This is a genomic window from Mycoplasma razini, assembly GCF_048076865.1.
Lineage (GTDB): Bacteria > Bacillota_I > Bacilli_A > Mycoplasmatales > Metamycoplasmataceae > Mycoplasmopsis.
In genome coordinates this window covers 298212-319922 of record NZ_CP182212.1, presented here as the reverse complement: position 1 = coordinate 319922, position 21711 = coordinate 298212, and the positions used below count along the sequence as shown (strand labels likewise).

The 21711-nt window shown below is 27.9% G+C and carries 10 protein-coding genes; 3 read left to right on the top strand and 7 right to left on the bottom strand.

The annotated features are described in order from the left end of the window. Positions 1-68: 68 nt before the first annotated feature. From ACM0L0_RS01395 to ACM0L0_RS01370, 6 genes are all read right to left on the bottom strand, one after another. The gene (locus ACM0L0_RS01395; RefSeq protein WP_416738779.1) at positions 69-341 is read right to left on the bottom strand and encodes a hypothetical protein; all 273 of its coding nucleotides are present in this window, start codon (positions 339-341) and stop codon (positions 69-71) included. Positions 342-985: 644 nt separating this feature from the next. After that, positions 986-1780, bottom strand: coding sequence for a Nif3-like dinuclear metal center hexameric protein (locus ACM0L0_RS01390; protein ID WP_416738778.1), 795 nt, complete (start codon positions 1778-1780; stop codon positions 986-988). A 1-nt stretch (position 1781) separates the two neighbouring features. Next, the gene (locus ACM0L0_RS01385; RefSeq protein ID WP_416738777.1) at positions 1782-3287 is read right to left on the bottom strand and encodes an RNA polymerase sigma factor; all 1506 of its coding nucleotides are present in this window, start codon (positions 3285-3287) and stop codon (positions 1782-1784) included. A gap of 11 nt (positions 3288-3298) precedes the next feature. Continuing rightward, complete coding sequence (gene dnaG, locus ACM0L0_RS01380; RefSeq protein WP_416738776.1) at positions 3299-5128, bottom strand: DNA primase; 1830 nt, start codon at positions 5126-5128, stop codon at positions 3299-3301. A gap of 21 nt (positions 5129-5149) precedes the next feature. Then, positions 5150-6526, bottom strand: a complete 1377-nt coding sequence (locus tag ACM0L0_RS01375) for a glycine--tRNA ligase (RefSeq protein ID WP_416738775.1) — start codon at positions 6524-6526, stop codon at positions 5150-5152. Positions 6527-6654: 128 nt separating this feature from the next. Continuing rightward, positions 6655-7995 (bottom strand): coiled-coil domain-containing protein, encoded by a 1341-nt coding sequence (locus ACM0L0_RS01370; RefSeq protein ID WP_416738774.1) that lies wholly within the window; start codon positions 7993-7995, stop codon positions 6655-6657. A 348-nt stretch (positions 7996-8343) separates the two neighbouring features. On the opposite strand from ACM0L0_RS01370, the gene ACM0L0_RS01365 reads away from it, so the two are divergent. From ACM0L0_RS01365 to ACM0L0_RS01355, 3 genes are all read left to right on the top strand, one after another. After that, positions 8344-8757 carry a hypothetical protein gene (locus tag ACM0L0_RS01365; RefSeq protein WP_416738773.1) on the top strand — a complete coding sequence of 138 codons (414 nt, stop codon included), beginning with the start codon at positions 8344-8346 and terminating at the stop codon, positions 8755-8757. 2 nt (positions 8758-8759) lie between these two features. Continuing rightward, positions 8760-10016 (top strand): hypothetical protein, encoded by a 1257-nt coding sequence (locus tag ACM0L0_RS01360; RefSeq protein WP_416738772.1) that lies wholly within the window; start codon positions 8760-8762, stop codon positions 10014-10016. Between the two features lie 190 nt (positions 10017-10206). Continuing rightward, positions 10207-21210, top strand: a complete 11004-nt coding sequence (locus tag ACM0L0_RS01355; protein ID WP_416738771.1) for an SGNH/GDSL hydrolase family protein — start codon at positions 10207-10209, stop codon at positions 21208-21210. A 74-nt stretch (positions 21211-21284) separates the two neighbouring features. On the opposite strand, the gene atpC is transcribed toward ACM0L0_RS01355, so the two are convergent. Next, positions 21285-21710: an ATP synthase F1 subunit epsilon gene (gene atpC, locus ACM0L0_RS01350; protein WP_416738770.1), complete on the bottom strand. Its 426-nt coding sequence runs from the start codon at positions 21708-21710 to the stop codon at positions 21285-21287. Position 21711 lies beyond the last annotated feature (1 nt).

Genomic DNA, 21711 nt, shown 5'->3' with positions numbered 1-21711 from the left:
TTTTAATGTTCCATAAATTGCTAAATCAGCTTTGGAAATATCTCAATACTTTTTTTAACTTAGGACTACTAATACTCAGTATATATCAATGCATAATTATTTGAACTTTCATTTATAGTTGCATTGTCGTTAATTGAAATCATTTCATTATTTCAAGAAAATCCTATTCTAATTTCTTTGGCGAAATTTTTATCATCTTGTTTAATTCTAATTATTTTTATATTGTTTACTAAAACAGTATTTAATATGGCTCTGAAATCTCTTCCTCTTCTATTTTCATTATATAAAGATCCAGAGTAAATTCTGGGTTTTGATAGATAATATCTTTCACTTTCACCCATTATATTTGCAATTTAAGTTACATGTCTAGCATTTTCGTTTAACTTATATGATGAGTTAAAATTTTTAAGTCAATATAAATCGCCATCTTTGTGATTTGTGGTATTTTTTTAAATGTTTTTTAAAATTCATATGTTTAAATTCATATGACTTAGTGTATTATTTATGGAACTATGTATTTAATTCCATATAAATATTATATATGCAATGCTTTAAGTTCTCTATGCACAGTGCTATCTTTTCCACATTTTTCTTTTTATATCTAAAATATAAGGAAAAATGTGGAACGTTTTAGACTTTCATAACACACTTTTTATAGCAAAACTATTTACTATTTATTTAAAAAAATACAATAAATATTAATATTTGTAAAAAAAATCTTAAAATGTTATTTACAATTGCCCATATCTTAACATAAGAAAACAACTTAAATTATTGCTAAAATGTTCATAAAAGTTTTAATTTGATTGTTCAAAAATAAGTTTAAGTGTTGATAAAGCCTAAGTAACAACTTAAATTAATAAAAATAAATTATAAATTTAGTTAAAAAATTAACTTAAGAGGAGTAAGAAAATAAAAAATATCTGGCTTTAACCCAGATATTTTAGCATTGTAATTAATGTTGTACTTTTGATATTAATAGTACTTATAGGTTATGGTATGGTTCTTTAATGTTTTTTAGGATAAATTTATATTCAGGAAGCATACCTGTTAAAATTTCATACATATGTCATGCATAAACTTGCTCATCCAAATGGGGAACTTCTAAAATATTTGTCTTCATTTGATCAAAAACAATTCAGTCACTTCATCTAAAATCACTTGAAATGATTAAATCCACTTGTGAGGCTAAATCGTTGATTTGGCCAATGTATCCGCTTCCAGATAAAATAGCTACTGTAGCATACTTATCATTATATTTTTCAACTTCTACATTTGTTCTAAAAGTTGATAAATGCATTTTGTTTTCTAATAATTCTTTTAATTCTAAAAGTGACTTATTTGCCTTAAACACAGCACTAAATGTCTGAGTTTTATCCCAATCCATTGTTGATTCTAGACCTAAATATTTAACAATTTGATATGAAGTACCATAAGAATCACAGTCATAATTGGTATGCATTGAATATGCTGTAATTTGATGTTTTCTTAAGAGATTGAGAATTTCACGTTTATAAGGAGCTTTTTTATCTTCAGCTAATCAAGTTGCTTCAAATTTAAATGGGTGGTGAGTTAATATAACATTACAATCATTTGCTATAGCTTCTTGTAACACTTCCATTGTTAAATCAATAGCTAAAACTGCACCTTTGAAGCGTTTGCTTTGTACAGTTTTAACACTATATCCAGATGGATCTCAAATTTCTTTATTTTCATTTGGATACATTGAGTTTACAATTGCAATAAAATCTTTAATTTTTAAACTTTTTTCTTTATGCATTTTAGTTCTTTAAGTAATCCTTTAAGTTCTTACCGTGTTTTACATTGCTCTTAAGTTTACGTAAAATCTTGTTTTCAATTTGTCTAACACGTTCTTTTGAAACTCCACCACGATCAATAGAAAGTTCTTCTAAAGAGTGGACTCTATATTTTTCACCATTTTCATCTACACCTACACCAAAGCGCTTACAGATTAATTTTCTATCTTCTGGATCAAGTTCGCTAATCATATCATCAAGAATCTTGCTTAATTCTTCATGTGAAGCATAGTCAACTGGAGAAATAATATTTTCATCTTTAACAAAATCACTAAATGATGAGTCATTTTCTTTACCAACTTGTTTGTCTAAAGAAATTGGGTCAATGTTGATTTTTCTAATATATCTAACTTTTGCAGCATCAAAGCCATTTCCATATTTATCTGCAATTTCCTCATCACTAGGTTCTCTTCCTAATTCTTGTTGTAATTCACGTTCAATCTTAGAAATCTTATTAATTGTTTCAACCATGTGAACAGGCACACGGATAGTTCTAGCTTGATCTGCTACTGCACGAGTAATAGCTTGACGAATTCATCAAGTTGCATAAGTTGAGAATTTAAATCCTTTATTAACATCATATTTTTGTACAGCTTTTAAAATTCCTGAGTTTCCTTCAGAAATTAAGTCAATAAATGAAAGACCTCTGTTTTTATATTTTTTAGCATTGTTAATAACTAAACGTAAGTTTCTTTGGATTAGTTTATCTCTTGCTCTTTTTCCTCTGAATCCACCTTTTTCCATTTGTTCAGCTAGCTTACGTTCTTCTTCAACAGTAAGTAATTCACCATACTTACCAATTCATCTCATGTATCATTTTACTATATCATTTGTTTCGGTAAGTTTATTTGATAAGTCAGCTTTCTTTTTAGGAGCTTCGTTTAAATCAACTGCTTCAACATAGTCAAATGAAAGAGCATTTAAATTAATATCAAGATCATCAGGTTCTTCAAAGAAGTTTTCACTGAGTTTATCATCATCTTCTTCAGTTTCCTCTTCTTCTTCATCCTCTTCTATTTCTTCATCTGGTATTTTGTAATAATCTTCATCCACTTCGTCATCTTCAACATAATCATCATCAACGAAGTCATCATCGTCTTTATCATCAAAATCCATATCGATTTCATCACCATCTAACTCAGGTAATTCATCATCTTCGTCATCTAAATCAACAGTTTTTGAATTTTTTGATTTTGATTTCTTACCTTTAGGTTTATCTTCATTAATTTCATCAAGGAAATCATCTGCTGAGTAATCATCATCTAAATAATCTTCTTCATCATCAGCAATAATATTATTATCTTTTAATTCTTCAAGGAAGTCATCTAATTCAGCATCTTCAATAAATAAGTTCTTGGCTGCTAAAACTTCAAGCAATTCATCTTGAGTAAAATAGTCCTTGTGTTTGTGTTTTAATTGTTGTTTTAGATAAGTAATCACTGTATTATAGTCAAAATCGTTTTTATCCATAACAACCCCCTTTATTTCTTTTTAAGCGTTAAACGCTTTCTTTTGTAGTTTATTAGTAAACTAATTTGATCTTGGATATATGTTGGCACAGGTATTTTTCCTGTTTCAGGATAAGCAAAATTCTTAAATTTTTCTCATTCAGCAACTTGTTCACTTAAAACTGTTTGTAGTGGAATAGATGAGCCATTATTAACTTGTGCTTGATTAACATTTTCAGCTATATATTCTTTTATTATTAGTTCATTAGTTTGCTCATCAGTATCAATTGTATTTAGCATTAAATTTAATTCATCTTTAATTTTGTTAAAAATCGCATTAGCATCTTGCTGATTTTCTAAGGTGACAGTATATTCATATAAATCTTTAATATTTTCAGGTTGTGCAAATATTAAAGCAACATCTGAAGTACTTTTTAATAAATCTAAAATATTTTCATTACTCATTGCTCTAATCAAGAAAGCCATGCGATTTTGGTTTGTTAATAAAGCAATTTTATCTTGATAAGTTCTACTTTGCTTATAATTCACATTATTATAATTTGGATTATAAGTATCATAATGTGTTTCAGGTTGTTGCTGTTTAATTAATAAAGTATAGTTATATTCGCTTTGAAGCAAACTTGCAATGTACTTTTGTTGTTCATAGTCAAGTAAATCAATATAAGATTTTAAAACCTGAATAAACTTAGAAAAAGCTTCATAATCTTTTAAGGTATCAACTTTGTGTTTTAGCTTGAGCTTTTCATAAATAAAGTTAACTGCTGATATTTGTGAATTTTTGATTAAATCCACTAATACTTCAGTTCCATAACTATTCAAGATCTCATCAGCATCTTTAGAATAATTATTATTAATTAGAGCGACAACAAAATTGTGTTCTCATAAGATTTTGATTGTTCTTAAGGCTGCATCAATTCCAGCATTATCATTATCTAAAAATAAAATGACTTTATTGTTTTTAATTAGGTTTAAATGTTCCTTAGTTAATGCAACACCCATTAATGCTACAACATTTTCAATTCCAGCTTTATATAATGCAATTGCATCTATAAAACCTTCAACAATAATAACTTCTTTTTTGCTTGCTATAGCTTCTTTAGCATTATTAAAGTTATATAAAATTTTTGATTTATTAAATAAGTCAGTTGCTGGTGAGTTAACATATTTAGCAACCGGGTGAGCTTCAATAGATCTAGCTGAAAAACCAACTAATTCATTAAATTCATTTCTAATCCCAAATGTAACTCTATCTCAAAATAATTCATGTAAGTCACTATTAATTAATCCAGCCTTTAGCATTAAACCTGTATCGTAATTTAATGATTTTAAATATTCTAAAGTTTTATTTTTAGGTGCATAACCAATGTCAAATTTTTCTCGAATGGTTGCATCATCAAGTTTTCTAACTTTTAAATATTCTAAAGCTGGTGGATTTGTTAAAACTTGTACCTTGTAATATGAGTTAGTAATTGCAAGTAAATCAATTAATTCTAAGGTTTCTTGAGAGTATAAATGTGTTTGAGCTCTTTCTTTAAAAGATTCAAAATCATATTCAATTCCAGCTTGCTGTGCTAGAAACTCTAGCGCTTGGATAAAATTCCAATTTTTTAAGCGTTGTAAAAATCCTACTACATTGCCAGATGCCCCACATGGGAAGCATTTAAAAATTTGTTTTTGTGGAGAGACTGTAAAACTTGGCGTCGAATCTTCATGAAAAGGACATAGTCCAACATAATTATTTCCTTTTTTAGTTAAGTTAATAAACTCAGAAATTACATCAACAATATTAGAATTTGTAATTATTTGGTTAACTAACTCTGTTGGGATTCTTTTGTTTTCCATTTTCCTCTCCAAAATCTTTAACTATTTATGTGTTGCTAAAAATTCATTTAATTTAGAGATTTCCACTCTAACTTGTTCCATTGTGTCTCTATTTCTCAATGTTACACAATTGTCATCTAATGTATCATAATCTACTGTTAAACATCAGTATGTTCCGATAGCATCTTGACGACGATATCTTTTTCCAATTGAACCAGCTTCATCATAAGTTACTGAAATACCTTGGTCAATTAAACTTGCAAAGATTTCTTTACTTGTTTCTGATAATTTTTTAACCAATGGTAAAACCGCAACTTTGTAAGGAGCTAAATCATAACTGAATTTTAAAACTACTCTTGAATCATTTTCAGCTAAACTTTCTTCGCTATATGCATCTGAAATAATTGCTAGCATTAAACGATCCAATCCCATACTTGGTTCAATTACATATGGAATAATTTTTGTATTAGTTTCAGGATCTAAATAGTCCAATGATTCACCTGTAGCTTTAATATGAGATGTTAAATCGTAATCAGTACGATTTGCAACTCCTAAAAGTTCACCTCAACCAAATGGGAATTTAAATTCAATATCACTTGTTGCGTCTGAGTAGTGTGATAATTCTTCAGGTTCATGTGCTCTAATACGAATGCTTTCTTGTTTAATTCCTAATTTTTGAACAAAGTTATAAGCTTTGTTGATGTAGTAATCAAATCAAATGTTGGCTTCTTCTGGTTTTGTAAAAAATTCAAGTTCCATTTGTTCGAATTCTCTAGTTCTGAAAATGAAATTTCCAGGAGTAACTTCATTTCTAAAACTTTTTCCAACTTGAGCAATTCCAAAAGGTAATTTAGCTCTCATTGTTCTTTGAACATTTTTGAAGTTAACAAATATTCCTTGAGCTGTTTCTGGTCTTAAGTAAACTTTTGACTTAGCACCTTCAATGACACCTTGTGATGTTTCAAACATTAAGTTAAATTTCTTGATTTCTGATCAATTTGTTTTTTCGCCTTCATATTCTTTGATGTGGTCTTTAACAAATTGAGTCATTTCTTCAAATGTCATTTTTTCAGGAATAATGTTTTCGTCATATTCTTGGATTAATTTATCAGCTCTATATCTTTTTCCATTAACTTTATTTTCGATTAAAGGATCTGAAAAGTTTGATACGTGTCCTGATGTTACTCAAACGTTTGGATTCATTAAAATTTTTGAATCAATTAAAAAGTTATTTCCCTCTCTTAAAACAAATTCTTTTTTTCAAGCGTTTGCTATGTTATCTTTAAGTAAAGCTCCAAGTGGTCCGTAATCCCAGGTGTTTGATAATCCACCATAGATTTCGCTCCCTTGGAAAACAAAACCACTGTTTTTTAAGTGATTAACAATGGTTAGCATTGATTCTTTGTTATTATTCAACATATTGCTATTTTATCACAATATTAAAAAATTATATTTTTTAATAACATGTTTATGGAAAAACAAAATAATTTTCCACATTTTCATGAAAATAAATAAAAAAGCACTAATTTAGTGCTTTTGTTTTGTAACTATGATACTGGAATAATTCCGATTCCCATTAAGATAACTAATGTGATTAAAATTCCGTATGACAATGCTAATAAGAAGATAGCAAATCAGTTAACTTTACTTTCTTTTCTTTCTGCTGGTGTTTGCACTTCTTTAACAACTTCTTTTTCTTCTGCTGGTGTTTGGAATACCATGAAGTGTTGTCTTTGTGCTTCATGTCCAATGAAAATAGCATAATGATATTGATCTTTTGGAACAAATCCTACATGTTTGTCATTAAATAAAACATATGAAGTTTTTTGTGCTAATTTAATGTTTCCATTTAATGAACATACTGAATAAATGCAATTTTCAGCTGAATTTGCTATTTCTGTTTTACCAATAATTTTTGCATCAAATTCTTGTACTGATTTTGTAAGTGAGTACATAACTGCTGCAAGTAATTCTTTTAATTCTTCTGATTTAAGATCTTTTTCTAATGCTTTAGCTACTTGTAAAACATCTCTAAAGTTCTTTTCAATAGCTTTAACATCTTCAACTGATGTTTCTGTATATTCTAATTGTGCTGCTGTTGAACGCATTTTTCTTGCGTAAATTGCTAAGACTTTTAATTGTTCTTCAACAGGTAAGTCTCTTACATAAGCATATTCAACAATCTTGTCTTCAACTACTGTAACAACTGGTAAAACCACTTCTTCTTTTTCAATAACTACTTCTTTTGTTGCTTCTTTTTCTAATGTTTCTGATTTTTCTCTTAATTCTTCAATTTCTTTTAGTAATTGTTCTTTATCTGAATTTGAGTCTTGTAATTTTTTGTAAAGTTCTTGTAATTCTTTTTCATAATCTGTTGCATGTTTTGATGATAATAATGCTGATAATTCTGCTAATTTTTTATTTAATTTTTCGATTTCTAAGTCTTTTGCTGATTTCTTTCTTTCAATTTTGAAATCATCATCAACTGGGAAGTATGTTTCTGGATCTTTTAAAATTTTGAAATCTACAACATCTTTTAAGTTTTTGTTTGCTTCTTTTTCTAATCTTAATCCTGTTTTAGGATCAATTGCAAGTTCTTCAGCTGTAGCATCGTAATCCAATCCACCATCGAATTTATCAACATTAAATTCGTAGGCCATTACTTCTTTGTTTCCTCTTGTTTCTTTTTCAGCAATAACTAATCCACCTCAGATTTTTTTATCTGTTTGGAATCATGTAGCAGCATCATATCCTAATGATAAGAATCATGTCATAGCATCTTTACGTGACTTAAATAAAGCTAATGGACTTTCTACTTTTGGGTGTTTTAAAGCTCATGGGTAGTTTTTATCTTTGTTTGGTCTATATAAACATTGTAAACGTTTCATTTTTCCTCTTTCTATAGTTATAATTAGCCTTTAGGCTAGATATATTATTTTTTCATATATAAAAATTATAAACATTTACCACCTTTTTTCTAATTTTTTCATATTTTCTGTTTATCCTTAAAAAATAGGAGTAAAAGTATCTAAAATAATTAAAAAATAAAAAATAATTAGCTAATTTTAAGGAAAAAGACACTTTTGCTGCTATCTGCAAGGAATAAAATTATAAAATTTCGCTATTTTTATGTGTTTTAGTCTTTAAGAATTTAAACTTTTCTTATGATTAATAATTTTATTAGTTTCTAGTAAATTTCCTATGATAAATAAAAAGTGTTCTATAATTCTATATATATGGAAACAAAATTATTATATAAAGTAGGACAAGTTGTAACTGCAAAGGTTACAAAAACAGGAAGCAAATTTGCAATCCTTGAAGATAAGAACTCAAACAAGTTTATTATCTACAAAAATGAAATTACAGATTTTTACAAAATGCAAGTATATGATATTTTACAAGTAAAGGATATTGTAAACTTTATTGTTATTGGTTACGATCAAAATACTAATCAATATATAGGGTCATTTAAAACTAATCACCCTAACTTTTTAAAGAGTGAACAATACTTTAGTAATAGCAAAAATCGTAGAAATGAATTGAAAGAAACTAAAAGTGGTTTTGCTAATTTAAAAGAATACACATTATCTTATATTGATCCTGAAAACTTAACTTCTGAACAACAATCAGAAACAGATATTAAGGAATAATCATGCCTTTAATTTCAGTCAAAACTAAATATTATCAAGAAAAAAATACTCAAAATCAAGAGGCTCAAGTTGCTAGTGAAATAATTTCTAAAGTTAAATCTCTCAACTTTAAAGGCTCTTCTTTTTTAGGTTTTGATGATATTGCATTAAACTTTAAAATCAATGGAATTGAGAGAATTGTTGATTTTTGTAACAAGCTTTATCGTAGAAAAACTAACACTTTAATTATTTGATGCAAAGAAGAAAATCAAATTGCAATACAAGCTGCTTTACAATTCATATTTGGGGCTAGTGATTATCATAAAGAAGATAAAATTGAACTTGTTTTTATTAATGAGCAACTCCCTGAGCATATAGTTTCTAAAACAATTAACTATTATTTAAACATTAATAAGCAAGATAATATTGCTTTATTATTTTTGGACTCACTAGGATACAATGATGATCAGCAAACTGCAGTTAAAAATTTTATTTCAAAATTTAATTATCAATCAAGTGAATTTTTAATTAAAAAATCAATTTATTTTATTGGTCGTAAAAATATTTTTAGCACAATCGATAATATTTCAATTCCACGTGAAAATGCTTTTTTCGTTTCTAATGATATCCATGCAGATTATGCTCTTTTAAGCGAAATTGGTCTAATATTATTAGCAACTCAAGGTGTTAATATTGAAAAATTAATCTCAGGCTATACAGAAGCAAACAAAAGCATTTTAAACCCAGACGTTTACTTCAATAATGCCTTAAAATTAGCACTTTATTTAAATGAAAATGATCTCAAAAACAATAATGCAGGTTTCCTTAATTTAAATGTTTCTTATGACTTATTTTTAGATAAATACGTTTCATTTTTTGCTCATTCATTAAATAAAATTACTCTTGAACAAAACGTTTTAAATCAATCAGTTTTATTTCCAAATGATATTCCATGGCATGCTGAAGATATCTTATCTGGTCTACGTAATAAATTTGTTTTATTTTGAACTTTAAAACAAAGATTTTTTGATTACCAATTATCATCAAATATTGAAAACGATGACTTAATCGACCAATTAAAAAACTATACAATTAATCAATTTAATCAAAAATCATATGATGTTTTCTTAAATTATTTAACTAGTTTTAATGATGATGTCAATGCAATTGAAATAGCTGTTGAAAACAATAGTGAAGAGGCATTAGGCGAGTTAATTTCCCTATGTTATTGAACTAAAATATTTTATTGCATTATAAATGATATCGATCCATTCAAATAGTCAAAAAAGCATACTTTAAAGCACTAATTCTATAAAAAAGTATTAGTGCTTTTTTATTCCATTTTTCTTTTAGTACTAAAATATAGTACTTTTAGTATATAAAAGCATTTCCATATCTAGTTAAAACAAAATCATAGATTTGTGATACTATTTATTTATAAATAAATAAATACCTAGTAAAGGGGAAATTATGAAGAAAAATAAACTAGTGACAACAACAGCAAGCATTATTGCTTTTTTAGGAGCGAGTGCTTTAACTGTTGCATGTAAGGCACCAGGTTCATCTCGTGAAATCGAAGGAAATGATCCGATTAATGGAGCTTATGGTAATAACCCAGGTGGTCCTGAAATTAAGCCAATTGATCCAAGCAAAGATCCATTACCTGATGTTAAACCTGAACCAATTCCAACGCCTAGTCCTGTAGTTCCTGCAACTCAAGTTCGCCAAGTATCTCCTGCATTCATTCAAGCTGACCAAGACATTAAATTTGTTGCACTTGGAGACTCTATTACAGCTGGATTTGATGGTGGTCTATTGCAAGATTATCCAGGCCAAATGAATAATGGAACAATTGAAGGTGCATCGTATCCTGCTTTCTTAGCTCAACTTTTAAATCAAAACAATCGTGTTAAAAGTTTTGGAAACTATGCAGCTTCTGGAGCTAGAGCTATTGATTGAATTATGATGTTAGGAGCCAACTACCAAAACCCATATAGTGATAATCCTACTTGAGACAAGTTGGATCAAACTTTTGCTGGTAGACGTGGATTTGGACAATTCAAGCAAGGATATGCTAAAGAAGTAGCTCAAGAAACAATCGCAGCATTAAAAGATGCCAACTTAGTTACTTTAAGTATTGGTGCAAATGACTTCTTCTATTTATTAACTAAACACTTAGTACAAACAAGTCCAATGCAAATTATTAATGAATTAAAGAAGCCTAATCCAGATTACTTATTAGTTTACAAATTCGTTAATGATGCAATTAAGGCAACTATCCCTGAAGTTGCAACACGTGTCAAAATTTTAGTTGACAAAATTGCTACTTTGGCGCCAAAAGCTAACATTAACTTAGTAACTTACCCAATGCCAATGTCAGGATTAAAGAAATCATTGGATGACTTTATTCAAAGTTTAATTAAAACAAACTTGCCAATTGACCCTGTAGTAGTTTTACTAGATCAAATTAATTTACCATTTAAGCAAGTTAGTGAACTTTTAAATCAAGAATATGGAAACAAAAATCGCATTAGTGTTGTTAATGCATATAACTCTAAATATTGAGGTGAACACTCAGCTGATTTATCAGATGTGTATTTTGATATTCACCCGAACACTACTGGATATAAAAAACTAGCACTTGATATGTACTTAAAAATGACAAATCCAAGTGTGAATTTTGCTAACTATGATCATAACTTTAATTTAACACCAGCTTTCATTGATAGTGATGCTTTAACTTTAAAATATCAAATCGCAGTAGCTCAAAGCCCTGTTGAAGTTATTGGTGCAAATACCCAAGCATACTTAGATAAAAGCAATCCATTCTTAGATCGAATTAACAAGACTCGTTCTCCATATAACTATGGTGAAAGATTGCTAAGAATGTCACAAACATTTAAAAATATCACTGTTGAGGCTATTTTAGCCCTTACTTCAAGTTCATTCTATAAACAACTTGATCCAGAAGGAAAACTTGCTAAATTAATTCTTGACAGCGAAAACAACGGTGAAAATGGGTTCGAATCAATTATTCAACAAATTATTGATGAAAAAATTCTTCAAAAAATTATGGGTGATTTCCAAAGTGAATTAACCAAACGTAATAAAGCTGGAGTTTTAAAATTAACAGATATCCCACAGATCTTTATCAAAAACGTTTTAAATGATGACATCTTATTTAGATTAATTAATGCTCTTGCTAAAAGTAAATTTATTAATCACAATAAAAATGACCTTGCTCAAGCCTTAACCACAGTTATTGATAACTTATTTAAGAGTAATAAAGATTTTATTGCCCAAGCTATTGTAAAAGGCATTAAGCCAATGCTTGATAAAGCTCAAATACCTACTCAAGATGTTGAATCATTAATCAAAACAATTATTTCATCATCTCAATTAAATACAATCATCAATGCTTTAATTCAAACATTTATTTCTAATTCAACTCAATTCCAAACAGTTAATAATTATCCTGATTTAATTAAAGCTTTCTTAAGTGATGATCAAAATGTTAAGTTAGTAGCTAATTCACTTTCTACTTTTGCTTGAGATATTTTAAATAATCAAACAATTAAGCAATCACTTCAAGATATAGTTTGAAAACTCATTGTTCAATATCACCTTGATAGTAAATTGACAAAAGAAAAATCAGATACCTTTATCGGGAACATTCTAGATAATCTTGCTCAATTTAAGGGAGAAAAAACTGACAAGTTTATATCAAGTTTTATTTCTCAATTCCTAATGGAATTAAGAAATAGTGAATTTAACAAACTTGATATTGCTTTAAACAAAGCTTTAACAAATACTTTAAGTCAGTTAGCCGGAAACCAAGGTGAACAAATATCTTTCTCACCTTATAAACTTGTAGACATTCTTATTAAGTCAAACATTATTACTGGAAATAAAGATTTTATCAAGCAATTACTACACAATGTAATTGAACAAATACCAAACTTAAACATTGGAACATTTATGTATTCAATGTTACCGGAAACTGCTAAAACTATTTTAAGTTCAGAAGGATTTAGCTCATTATTTAATATGCTCGTAACCAATGAACACGCAAATGCAATGTTACTTAGCGTAATAGATAACTTACTAGATAAATTTACTACTTTAGAAAACAGTGCAGATTTAGGTTCTTTAGTTGCTAACATTTTAAAAACACAAGACTTAGATGCTTTAAAAACACACTTAAAATCCCTTAGCAATGAACTTCTTACTCAAGATTCTATTCAAAGTACAATTATTACTCTTTTACGTAAATCATTTGAAAGAATTAAACAAGCTGCCAATATTTCAGATAGTGAAATTTCAAGCTTCTTGCAAGATTTAAAATCTGAAGGATTTAGCTTTGTTCAAGAATTAAAATTCACCGATCCTTTAATTGATCAGTTATTTACTTCATTAAATAAAATTAAGGATTCTAAAACACCATATTTAGATATTAAAGCTTTACCTCAAGAATTATTAAATGCACTTCAAACCACAGCTCTAGGTCGTCCATGAGACTTAATTAATAAATTAGTTGATAGTAAAACAATTACTCACAATAAAGAATTTATCAAGAAATTAATTAGTTACTTATTTACAACTTTAAATAAGAATAATCAATTAACTGAACAAATTCGCTTGTTAGCCCAAGGTGCTATTGAAAAAGCAAATATCGATCAGTATGTTGATAAAAGTGAAATTAATAATTTATTGAGTGAAATCTTTAAGCAACAACAAATTAACTCAATTATTCCTGCTTTAGCTAATTATTTAATTGATCATATTGATTACATTAAACTAGCTAAAAACCCTAAAGAATTATTAGTAAAACTATTTAGTGATGCAAAATTTAAACAATTAATTCAACAAGAAATTAAGCCAATTATTCCTGACTTAGTGCCTAGTTTTAAAGTTCCAAACACAATCTTTAAATTAGTTAAATATTTAGCTCAAAGTAATAATATTACCTTAGAAGAAAAATACGATGGTGTTATTAAAAAATTGGTATCAAACGTTTTAGATAACATTTGAAATAAAGATAAAATTGTGGCTCTTATAAATTCAATTCTGCAACAAGCTTTAGATACCGATGATGTAAATACATTTGTTAACAGCTTACCTAACCTAGTTTTAGGCAAAATTAAACTTAGTTTATTTGACTTAACTAGAGGATTATTAGTAGTCCCACTTGATAAGGAAGAACTTAACCTTTATGTCGAATTATTAAACTCAATCTTTAAACAAGTTAAGGAATTTGCAAAGAGTGATCAACCAAATATCTTAACAACTTTATTAAGTAAAATCACTTTACCTGATAGCATTGCACAATATGGAATTAAAGCTAGTGATGTTGAAAAGTTTGCCCTTAGAGTACTACAATCTGATTCATTAATCACTTTAGCAAGCGCAATTTCTACTAGTGTAATTAATAATCAAACAGCTTTAAGTAAAACAAATAATTTTGAAGAACTAGGACTTGTATTCCTAAAAGACGCCCAACTTATTGCTAAATTTAAAGAAGTTGCATTAAAAGTATTTGCTAAATATGATTCAGTTCCTGAATTTAGCTTAGCGAAAGATGCGTTTGTTTCAATTATTACTAAAATACTTACTACAAAAGAACAAACAGCTTGAATTTTTGCAATTTCAAGTGATGCCCAAAATGCAGAGTTAAAAGCAATATTAGGATCAATTTATGACTTATTAATTAAGTCACAAAAAGAATTTAATGTTGTAGAAATTTTATTCAAAGGTCTTGAAAAATTTGCAAATGATGGTAATGCAACTAGTTATGCACAACTTGGTAAATATATTGCAAATGAATTTAGCGACCTATTTACTGGGGAAAAACTTGAACCAACTGTTATTAAATTACTTCACCTATTTGGAAATAGTTTAATTAAAGATCATTCTAACTATATTAAGCAAGTTCTTACAAATGTTTACAACAAGATTGCTAGTGATGATAGTTTTATTACCAAGATATATCAATTCTTACCAGCAAGCATAAGACAAGAAGTTGAAAAATACACTACTCAAGCTGACATTACTACAGTTGTTAAATTTATTTTTAGTAACCAAAATATTAAAAATATCTTTAATGGACAATTATCAAATGTTTTAACAGCATATGGAACATTTGAAAAGATTAATAATTTTAATGATTTACTAAAAGTTACTTTTAATGCAATTGATTTTGGCACAATTAGTACTGATGTTTCGGGATTTATTGATTCATTCTTTAATGATGCAAATGTCAAAAGTGCTTTAATTAATGTTCTTGATAATGTTGCTCGTAATAAACTTGAACATATTTATGCGCAAGGACTTAAAGATAATACAAACTTAACAAAAGATTTTATAACTTCTGTTGTTAATAATATTCTACCATTAGCAAAAAGTCTTAATTTATATGATGCAGTGCTTAAGGCTTTATTTAAAGGACTAAATGAAGCTAAAAATGCAGATGATATTGTAAGCAAAGTAAAAGCTATTGGTCCTAAATTATTAGCAGTTATTGGAACTGAATTCAAAAAGGATCCAAGTGCCTTTATCACTAAGATTGTAGATTCAACTATCTTAACTCAAAATAGAGACTACTTAAAATTAGTTGCCAAGTTAGTTGTTACAAAATACATTACCTCACCTCAACTTATTAACTTTATCAATAGTCAAATTGATGCTAATGAAGCTAAAATTAAACCATATACAACTACAGAACACCTAAAAACATTAGTAAGCAAATTATTAGCTGATTCAAATACCTTAGTTGTTGTTCTTGATGCAATTGAAGCTGGATTAAGTGTACAAGGTTTAGGGCAATTAATAAAAGATCCAGTAGCCGGAACTTTTGAATTAGTAAAACAATCAAACTTATTAAAACACTCACTTGAACTTTCTAAATTTATTAAGCTAATTTTAAACAGTGAAACTATTACTGATTTACTTGAAAACACAATTAACAACTTCTTAATTAGTAAAAATGTCTTCACTAAAGATACAACATTCCCACATGAGTTTTACAATGGATTAAGAAAAACTCTTGTAGACTTGCTTGAACATGATCCAAGTTTATTAACTAAATTCTTTACTCAAGCTCAAGAACAACTAGCAAAAAGCACTTCATGAGTTGAATTATTAACTAATATGGTGCCAAGCTTAACTTCATTAATTGATATAAATGATTTTGGCTTTGTTAAAGCTCTGCTAAATTCCGATATTTGAAATTACAGTGAAAAAATAAATCAATTTGTAGATAAAGTATTTGCAAGCAATTCTGCTAATGGATTATACGATTCATATGCAAGCAAAGTAATTTCATATTTCTCATTAGATAAAATAGCTGCTAAATTAAATCTTGCTGATCAAGAAAAAATTTCTCAATTAATTAATAAGCTTCTTGTTTCTCAAGACTTTAAAGCAATCTTACGTGATACAGTAAAAAACATTGTATCTAATGTAGATAATAAAACTACTACAAACTTATCATTAAAGAATGCAAATAACTATAATGATTTAGTCAAAATCCTATTTAGCAACGATAATTATGTAGCTACAATTAAGCCACAAGTATTAAATATCATTTCTAACGCAATTAAAGACTTTGGATTATTAGATGTAGCTAAAGAAGTTATTACTCAAGCAATTAAGAACGAAAAAGTTGCTTTCATATTCAAAGATATTGTCTCAGATAGAATAGATAATTTAATAACAAATATCTTAAATCTATACAATGTAGTTGATACTAACTTTGGTATTTCAAACTTACTATTTGAAACAATTATTAGTTACATGAAGCTTAATGGAGCTGACTTTAGTAAATTAAACATTTTAGCTGCACTTGGCTCACTATTTAAAGACAAGATTGCAAATGACACCAACCATGAATTTGAAACTAAAATTGTTAAGACATTTGCAAGCATTTCTGGTTCAAAATTATTTACTGAAAACAAACCTGAAATATTACAAATTCTAAAAAATGTTTTTGGTAACTTAACTGAAAAAACCACACTCACAGATCCTGAATTAATAGCTAAATACGGACAACAAGGTCCTAAAAAAGCTATTGAATTAACACATTCAATTCTTAATTTAATTCCACAAGCAACTTTAGAGTCAATTTACAGTTACATTGATAAAAATGACTTTGAAAAATTATTTGTCTTTGTCCTAACAAACAATAACTTCCAAGGTATAGTGACAAAAGGTATCACAGATATTATTGAACATATGGATCAATTTAGTTCAGTAACATCATATGCAGATATCATTAAGAAAGTTGTTTCATTAATTGAATTAGATAAATTGAAAGAATATTTAGTAAGCTTTATTGACGATTTATTAACTAATAATGAAGTTCAAAAAATAGCTCAAAATACTTTACTCAAAACCTTAAAAACAATTGGTGTTGATACAGATTCATATTCAAAAGATAAACTTGCAACAATTCAAGCTTTAACAAAGAATTTAAAACCTCTTCTTGAAAGCTTTGGATTATTAAAAGAAACAATTAATATCATTTTTGATGGTGTTAAAGAAGCAGGTAAAGAAGCTAATTCAGAACAAGTTATTGCTAAATTTGCTTTAATTCCTCAAAAACTTACTGAATTAATTAATAAAACACTAACAAATGATCCAATCGCTTTTGTTAATAAGATTTTAAATCTTGAGTTTATTAAACCTCACTACACAAGTTACATTGAAATTACTCAAGATGTCTTATTTGCTTTAATGAAATCTGGAAAATTACAAACTATTGTTTCTAAACAAATATCAGCAGTTAATAGTAAATTATTTGACTATGTAACAAAACCAAACTTTGCCAACTTAATAAACTTTATTATTGGAAAAGTTACTGCAGCTAATGGGCAAGTTACTGTAGCAGATAATAGCGATATTAAAAACTTGCTTCAAGCTTACTTTAACTTAATTAAAGGGCAAGAATTCTTTAAAGATGGAGACTCTCTTAAATTAGATCTTAATAAATTTATTACAGTCTTTAAGAATGAAGAGTTCCAAAAACAAGTTAAAACAGATTTAAAATCAATATTAAACAGAGTACTAGCCTCAAATGAATTTACTCAAGTTGTAACTGATGCAACAAATGCTGCTGCTAAAATCTTCCACATTGATTTAGGTACAGTAAATCGTGATAAATTAACACAAGATTTACTTTCTGATGCTATCAAATGACTTGAAAGCACAAAATCAATGGACATAGTTCTTGATGCCTTTGTCAAAACTATTGCTAGCCTTTCAGAAAATACAACAAAACCATGAAGCGAAAGATTTAGTGAAGCAATCAAAACCTTTGCAGATCAAATGCTTAAAGTATTTGACTTTAGAAAATATAAATTTATTCAAGCATTCTTTGAACAAGCAAACAGCTTACCAAAGAATAAAGATGCAATTATTAAATTGGCTGATGTTATTTATGATGACATCTCCAAACGTGATGATGTAATTTACCAAATCATCACAGTTACTGGCTTAAATAAATATTTAGATAAGTTTGAACTAAAATATGATGTAGCAGATAGAAGTAATAATGCTGATGCAAAATCTGGTGAAATTATTGAATTAATTAAAGAAGTACTTAATTTACCTGAAGCCAAAGCATTCTTACATGTTGTCTTAGAAAATGTTTTATCAAAACAAAACTGAGATAAATTTGCTCAAATTAAATTACCAGCAAATTATGTAGATGGTAATGAACCAAATTCTGAAGATGATGCAGCATATTCAAAATTAATTCAAGCCCTTGTTTCTGACCCTGAATTTAAGAAATCTGCTGTTGAAGCAATTAGAAAATGAGTTTACCAAATTAATAAGAGTGAAAACTTTGTTAAAGTTCTTTCAAAAGTCTTACATAAAATACTTGCATCCCTAGATGTAAGTGCTATTAGTGGTAAATTACCTTTAATTAGTGAAAATAAATCAACAGAATCAATTCAAGCTCCTAAAATAGCATCACTTAAATTCCCACAAATATTTGATGGAATTAAAGATCCTGAGCCATTATTAGCTATCTTAATAAATAACTTAAGTGAATTTGATAAAAACTTAGATTTAATCCCTCAATTATTAGATGCTTTAATTGATTTAGTTAAGGCTAAGGGATTAAATATTTCAACAAGTGACTTTACAAATAAAATATTAGGACTACTAAAAACCATTTATAGCAATCCTCAATTCCAAGCAAATGTGCTTAAGTCACTTAAAACAAATGCTACAGCTGTTAAGGCTAAAAACTTACAACAAGATGTTTATACATTCTTCAAAAATGTAACTAAACTTGCTACTTCAAATATTTCAATAGGAACAATTGCTTGAAACTTTATCCCTCAAGATAATCCTACAATTGTAAAAATTAAGAAAACATTAAACATTAGTGATCAAGAATTCAATACTATAGGTGTAAACTTTAGATTCTTTATTGATCAATTAATGAATAATGAAAAGATTCCTGGTCTAGTTGAAAATATCTCAAAATGATACTTAAATAATCCAGACCAAATTGATGGAATTACTGATTGATTTAATGGATTGCAAAAATATTTAAATGTTAAAGAAAATGAAGAAACTACTTCAAAAGCAATTATTGAATTATTAAAATCTGTTCTAAATGACAATCAATATGCAAGAAACATTGCTCATTTACTTGTAAATAAAGCTCTTGCCTTTGCTGGATTAGACTATAGCACTGATTCAGAAGGCAAAGAACGTCTTGATAAAATGGTTAACTTATTTGTTAACAATCTTGGAACATTATTTGAAGAAACAGACATGTTTAAATCAATGATGGCTTCAATCGTTAATACAATTAAGTCAGCTAGTGGATTTAATGACTTCCTTTCAAAAGTTGGACTTGTTATCTTTAATGGACTTGAATTCACTGAATTTAAGACAGCTAAAAAATTCCTAAAAGCAAGCTTAATTGCTGATAATAAAGATGATATTGTAAATATCACTGAAGAATTAATTACTAAATTATTAACAAGTTCTGCAAATGGTAAAAAAGGTAAAATTGAAGAACTAATTCATACCTTTAACATTGGAAGCATGCTTTTAGATGCTTTAATGACTAAAGAAAAACAAGCTTCATTAAGTTCAGAAGCTCGTGAAAAAATTACAACTTCAATCAATAATATGCTAGTAGAGGCTGTAGCACAACCAGCACTTGCTAAATTATTAATTACTTTACTAAAAGACATCTTCGATCGTGTAAATGTCTACACTGATGAAAATCATAATTCATATTCTTCAATGCTTAGTGAATTATTCAATTCACCTAAGACAGATGAAATTAAGAAAGATATTAAAGATTGATTTACAGCAATTTTATCTAATAGAGATAACATAATTTCTAATGGTGTGGCTGTTATCTTACAAAATATTTTAGCTAATGCATTACAAATTGATTTCAGCTCTCAAGATGATTATGAATTACTTAAAAACGTTGCTAATGGACTATTTAAAACTATTATAGGTTCTAAAGAATTGAATGAAGCTGTTGATGGTATTTATAAATTCATTAAGCAAACTAATTTTGAACAAAGCCCTAACCGGATGAAAGATTTAACTAATGCAGTTATTAAAGGCGCTTTAAGCGTTATAACTACTGATGATGGTAACAATATTTCGTTAGCAAAAATTCTAGATAAAAATGAATTCTTAGCTAAATTGCTTGAAAATATTGGACCTGAAAATTATGCTAAGTTAATTAATCGTTTATTTGATGCAAGTTCATTAGAAAACAATACTGGTATGTATAAAGTTCTAAAAGGAATTTTAAACGTTTCAACTGGTAATAATGAAAGCCAACCTGCTAATGGTGCAGCAACAAATGAAGATTCTCGTAGTGATGAAGGATTACAAAACCAATTGAAATTTGGTTTCAAAGTTGATGTTGGTTTATTAAGCGTTCCTGCTAAATTTAAAGCTTTAATTAAAGCCTTATATTACCCATTATTTAAATATCAAATGTCTGAAGTTATGGGAAACAAAGTTGATGTGACAGGTATTCAATATGTTAAATCAGATGGATACAAAGCTATGTATCGTTTAACAGCAATGTTATTACTCTTAATTAAAGAAAAAGGTAATATTGGTGGAGTATTCTGAAACTGATCAGGTATTTCGATTGAAAGCTTCTACAGAGGTGGAATGGGAGATGCTTATATTGCTATGAAGGATGAAATTCCTGGATTTGAAAATATTCCTTCAGATAAACGTGTTGCTATGGGAGCATACAAGAATAGCACTTCATATAACAGAGAATTTATCTTTGGAAATACTTCTTCAAGTACCTCATTAAGTAATTACTGATCAGATCAATTATTAGTCTATGTATGATGATTTAATGATAAAAGTGCTATGGATAAATATAGCAATCCAAAAGTTTCAATTGAACAAGCTTACTTCGAATCATTAAAACGTGGTTACTTAATTCCATTTGGACAAAAATTAAAATAAAAAGCTAAGCCTTCGGGCTTAGTTTTTTATTGCTTTGCAAAAGCAAAATAAAAGTAGCCTTGCGGCTACCATTATTATTTATTGAAATTATTGTATGCATCAATTTTGAGAAGAGCTTTTTTCAACTTGGTTTCAAGTTTAAGCTTATCAATAGATTCATTGTGTGATGCTTCTTCGAGTTGACGAAGTAAGTTATCTCTATCTTTAAGAGCTCTTTGAACATCAATATTTTTAACATTTATAATATCATCAGTAATGATATTAATTTTATTAGCATCAGCATAAACTAATCCACCACCAATATAGCACTTAATAGTATCTTGGTGATTATCTCAACCAATTGTTAAGTTACCAATTTCGATATTCGAAAAGAGTGGTGTACGTCCAGCTTGAAGACCAATGTAACCTGAAGCTGTCTTCAAGGTTACAATGTTTACATCACCTTCGTAGAAAATTCCACTTGGTACTGTAATAATTAAATGTACGTTATTTTCGCTCATT